Consider the following 5,062-nt stretch of genomic DNA (forward strand, 5'->3'; position numbering starts at 1 on the left):
ATTTACCTTTGAATCAAATGGGATAACTAATTAAACAATTGATAGTTAATATCAATTTATCAATAATTCCTAAAACCTACCCATTCACCCGTCCACCCATCTACCCATCTACCCAAATGACAACTATCCTAGCGATCGAAGACGAAACCGGAATTCGTGAAAACATTCAAGAAATTTTAGAATTAGAAGGCTTTGATGTCCTAACAGCCGAAAATGGCAAAATTGGTGTACAACTAGCGCAAGAGCATCATCCCGATCTAATTATTTGCGATGTGATGATGCCAGAACTCGATGGCTATGATGTGCTAATCGCACTCCGCCAAGATCCCAGTACCATCAAAATTCCATTTATCTTTCTGTCGGCTAAAGCCGCTAAAGATGACTTTCGCAAAGGAATGTCGCTCGGAGCCGATGACTATCTCACCAAACCATTTACGCCCAGAGATCTGCGCGAAGCAATCTCCGTTCGGCTTGAAAAACAGACCATGATGATGGCTAGATACGCTCAAGAACTCGAACGAGCGATGGGATCTTTGGTATCAACAACTCAACTCCAACCAGCTACTGGAATACTCACAAGCGTAGCAGCACCTTTCAAGGTGATTCAGCCTACTGGTGTTTTAGATGTAACTAACTGTAGCCAATTGCGGCAAGCGATTGTAGAAAGTGCTAATGCTGGTGTTAGTAATGTGCTGCTTGACTGTCAAAATCTTACTTTTATGGATAGTTCTGGATTAGCAGCTTTGGTACTGGCTTCTCAAAAGGTACGCGAAGTCAATAGTCAATTATCGATTTGTTCGATCGATCGACAAATTAAAATTTTGTTCGAGTTGAGTAGCATGGATGATATTTTTGAAATTTTCCCTAGTCCACTAGAATTCTACAGCAATTACAAGATCGATAATTAATGGCAGTTCATTTAATTTGATAAGTAACGATTTTCTGGGAACCAGAGAGGTAACTTAAATTCTGTTACCAGTAAGGGTAAACCATAGTTCAGAATTCTATCCATCATCCGAACAGTCATACCAGCGGTTGTAGTGTAAAGTAGCGACATCGACTAGGGCTGGCTGGATCTCTCAAGAGAGCAATCCAGTCATTGAAAAAGTGGCGTTACTGAATTAAGATATCAATGAGTGATAAACAAGCACAGCTCAAAATTCAAGATAATGAATTAGCAATCTAATTGAATATCTAAGTACTTATTTAGATTTAGAATAACAGACAGTTTTGCAATGTAGTCGAGCTAAATAGTGTCATAATCTAGTATTCTATCCCTATAATCTAGTCACATTAGTTGAGTATCAGTTGTTTACTTATCCACCAGGCGATCGAATAACTTCCGATGGTGCCGCTCGTCCATCCAGTGTAGGTAGACTCGATCGAACATCAACTGACTGTGACCCATCCATTTGGCAGCAGTCGCACTATCAATCCCTCCTAAAATGAGCTGAATCGCGTGAAAGTGTCTGAGCGTATAGCATTCAATTTCTGCTCCCAATCATTTGAACTGACGGGTCGGTATATAGCCCTGACCTCTAGCAGTACTCGAAATATTTGTCGGAACTGTAAATTGAGATAACTCAAACCGATCGAACCATTCGACTGGATAGGGATAAGTAACACGGGTACGATTGGTTTTATTGGCTCTGACGACTAACTCATGATAGTTATTGTCATTGAGTCTAGAAGTATCTAAAGTCCATAATTCACCCGGTCTAATCCCATAAGTTGCATACATGCCAAAAGCTCTAGCCCAGATCGGGTCTTTTGCTTTGAGCGAGTCAAACCATTCAACCACCCGATCGAGTTCGGGGATATCTCGCTGTTCTAAAGGCTCGCTCATGGAATAATTGCCTCTAAGCTCGCCAATTGGTTGGCGATTGAGTTCGGCAAATTCGGCTAGTTTACCTAGTGCGTTGCACCACCTGACGCGAGTTCGAGTATCGGGTTTAGAACTATTGACGATCGCCGATTTGAGTCTGTCGATACTAATGACTTTATCCAGGTCGATCTTCTCAAAGATCGCCCCATAATCCGTTCGATAATTCAGCTCGGCATCTTTAGTACGCTCTTTTTTTGTCCAGTATTGTCGCTCAAATTCTGCTACCCATTGCCCGATCGTCACAATTTGCGGCACTGGCGGTGCAATGGCGAGCGGCTGCTCTATTTCCCAATTGAATTCTCCTAGAGCCAACTTCAGCCCAATTTCGCGTGCTTTAATTACGGCAATCGAGATTAAATGGGTTTTAGCATCTAAATTGAGGGCATATCGATGTTGTGAGGGACTTCCACCAGTTTTAGAGGGAAAAGTCCCGCGCAGATATAGTTTTTTATCCTGCTGCACGATTCTAATCGGTAGTCCGACGATCTCCTTTTTGGCATTTGCGCGCTCGATTGCTCGATCTACATCTTGAAAATCCATGCCTAATCCATGCCTAATAAAACTCTTCTAGTTTTACAATTTTCGCACAATCTACAAAATTAGGAAAGTGGCTAAAGATTACTGGCACTAGGTCTTGGCGATCGTTGAATCTGGTAATAGGTTTGAATAGAATTGAAATTGATGGACTCATAATCCGCGAGCGGAAGCTCTAGACAGGTTCGATTCCTATACCTTGGACTTTAACATAATTCTTTGACCATTTTCTGCCATCACACCTCAAGCCCCAAAGCTGTTGCTAATAAGCCATTCTTCCCATGCTGGAATATTGACTTTGTACTCAGTAATTTTGCCATGAGGGTCGCGAATGACAAGATAATGTTCCCCTGCGACTAGCGAGGTATCTTCGGGATGCGCGATCGAATGCTACTACTATCTCTCGACCATTGAGAAACGGCTTTAAGTCAGGGTGCAAAGTCTTGAGGTTTTCCCCTCGATTTCCTTTCTCGACTTCTCCAAACAGATCCTTAACATTATCGAGATCGACCTGAAGATAATTATACAAAGCAAGTTCTGGCTCTGATACTAGAGATCCCTGCGGAATATCCAATCCCGCTGCGGTTAAGCGTATAGAGGCGAGTCTCTTTCAGAGAGGCTTTGCCAACGAGATTAATAGCGATCCGATTGTATTATTTCTGCCGTGGTAAAGATCTTCCAGCCCAGGTAAAATTAACTCCGATCCTGGCAATTCATTTAGTTCCATTACTTATCCCTCTCTGATGTACTTTCACAACGATCGATAAATTGTTCGATCTTATTTCTCAAGAGATCGCCATCAAGAGATCGACATTTGAGCGCATAATTTTACAATCGAGCCGTATTTCTCCAGCAGCTTCAAGGGTAACGGTAGCTTAGTTCAAATCGACCCCAGCGTCAATCGTTGAGAATCTTTTTGCCGATCGATTCTCCAGCAGCATCCAGCTCGTATACGATCGGTATACCCGTTGCTAGTTCTAGTGCTGTCACTTCATCTGGACTTAGATTGTCGAGGAGCATGATAATCGATCGCAACGAGTTACCATGTGCGGCAATCAAGACATTATCACCTTCTGGCAAATGGGGCAAAATCCGGCTGTTAAAATAGGCAACCACCCGCTGTTGGGTATCCTCCAAACTCTCGCCGCCAGGTGGTCGGACACTGTAAGATCTGCGCCACTTCTGCACCTGTTCGCTGCCATACTTAGCAGCGGTATCCGCTTTATTTAAACCCTGCAACTCACCATAAAACCGCTCATCGAGGGCAGCATTTGTAAAAATAGGTAGTTCTTCCGCCGGATTTCCATCGTAGTTATCCCAGCCGCGCCAATCTGGATTAGGTTGCTCGTGTTTAATAATCGGAATTTTGCCACCGCAGATATCATCATTTTCGGTCAGACAAATCGTAGCTGTTTCGATCGCTCGAATTAATTTACTGGTAAAGCAGACATTTACTCGATAACCACTGAGCCGACAGGAAGCGATCGTCGCCTCCGCCCGACCGCGTTCGCTCAGGGGGACATCAACCCATCCCGTGAACTTATTGAGGGCGTTCCAGAGGCTTTGACCATGCCGAACTAAAATTAGTTGAGCCATTGTTTTTGCTCTTGATTATTCGCAATTCACTACTTCAATATATAACTACCTCACGAGATCCTCACAGGATTAACCTAAGATCTCAGTAATTAATAACTTTAGAATTTCCGACAATTTAATACCCTAAATTAAACTACTCAATGAATAATTCCAGCCGGAATGCCAATTCTGTAGATTCATCCGATGCACTTATCGATATCGCTCAGAAAGATGTAGCTGGAGTTCTAAAATTATTCGATACTTCACTGGCAGGGCTGACTGAAACCGAAGCCAAACGACGGTTGGCAAAATCGGGACTAAATGAAATCGCCCGTGAAAAGCCAAGCAAGTGGTATATCCAACTGCTGAAAACGGTGACAAATCCCCTCTCATTATTACTAATCGTACTGGCGATCGTTTCACTATTAACCGGAAGTCCGACAGCCGCTCTCATCATTACGATCATGGTGATTTTTGGAGGATTATTGCGGTTTTTTCAAGAATTTCAATCTAATAAAGCCGCCGAAAAACTGCGGGCAATGGTGAGTATCACAGCAGCAGTAAGTCGCCAGGGCACCGCCAAAGTTACCCCACAAAAAGAGCAACAAGGCATCACCGGAACAGAAATTGCGGTGAAATTGCTAGTGCCTGGAGATATCATCTTTCTGTCAGCCGGAAATATGATTCCCGCCGATATGCGGCTGATTGCTGCCAAAGATTTATTCTTGAGTCAATCTACCCTCACAGGCGAATCTCTCCCCACTGAAAAACACGTAGATCTCACCGACAAGCAGGAGAAAAACCCCCTAGAATTGGTCAATCTCTGCTTTATGGGTACAACAGTAGTTAGTGGTTCGGGCACCGCTGTGGTCGCCGAAACAGGCAGTCATACTTATCTAGCATCACTAGCGAAAACGCTCGGTGGCGATTCTCTTTCAGAGCATCTGAGCCGACATAAATGTCGTCTAAAGGGTGAAAGAAACTTTGTTTGGGCACGCCCTAATTTCATGCTTCAACCCAATTTACAGATCCTTGCTCTGAGCCAGTTTCAGCTAAGTTCCTTAGAAG

5 protein-coding genes are annotated in these 5,062 nt (G+C 43.5%); 2 read left to right on the forward strand and 3 right to left on the reverse strand.

Annotation, left to right across the window (positions count from 1 at the left end):
* The first annotated feature begins 116 nt into the window (after positions 1-116).
* Positions 117-908, forward strand: coding sequence for an anti-sigma factor antagonist (locus RMO79_RS05865; RefSeq protein ID WP_310482120.1), 792 nt, complete (start codon positions 117-119; stop codon positions 906-908).
* A 404-nt stretch (positions 909-1,312) separates the two neighbouring features.
* Here RMO79_RS05865 and RMO79_RS05875 read toward each other — a convergent pair whose 3' ends face one another.
* The 3 genes from RMO79_RS05875 to RMO79_RS05885 form a co-directional block, all read right to left on the reverse strand.
* Complete coding sequence (locus RMO79_RS05875) at positions 1,313-1,501, reverse strand: hypothetical protein (RefSeq protein ID WP_310482121.1); 189 nt, start codon at positions 1,499-1,501, stop codon at positions 1,313-1,315.
* Complete coding sequence (locus tag RMO79_RS05880) at positions 1,502-2,425, reverse strand: hypothetical protein (RefSeq protein ID WP_310482122.1); 924 nt, start codon at positions 2,423-2,425, stop codon at positions 1,502-1,504.
* Between the two features lie 891 nt (positions 2,426-3,316).
* Complete coding sequence (locus RMO79_RS05885) at positions 3,317-4,015, reverse strand: 2,3-bisphosphoglycerate-dependent phosphoglycerate mutase (RefSeq protein WP_310482123.1); 699 nt, start codon at positions 4,013-4,015, stop codon at positions 3,317-3,319.
* 140 nt (positions 4,016-4,155) lie between these two features.
* Between RMO79_RS05885 and RMO79_RS05890 the strand changes: the two genes are divergently transcribed.
* A partial coding sequence (locus RMO79_RS05890; protein WP_310482124.1) for a cation-transporting P-type ATPase occupies positions 4,156-5,062 on the forward strand: 907 nt, incomplete at its 3' end.

The sequence above is a fragment of the Chamaesiphon sp. VAR_48_metabat_403 genome, from assembly GCF_031422475.1.
In the GTDB taxonomy this organism is placed as follows: Bacteria; Cyanobacteriota; Cyanobacteriia; order Cyanobacteriales; family Chamaesiphonaceae; genus Chamaesiphon.

Excerpts from the sequence above, each read along its gene's own strand:
- RMO79_RS05865 (WP_310482120.1), top strand. The coding sequence starts at position 117 with ATGACAACTATCCTAGCGATCGAAGACGAAACCGGAATTCGTGAAAAC.
- RMO79_RS05880 (WP_310482122.1), bottom strand. The coding sequence starts at position 2,425 with ATGGATTTTCAAGATGTAGATCGAGCAATCGAGCGCGCAAATGCCAAA.
- RMO79_RS05885 (WP_310482123.1), bottom strand. The coding sequence starts at position 4,015 with ATGGCTCAACTAATTTTAGTTCGGCATGGTCAAAGCCTCTGGAACGCC.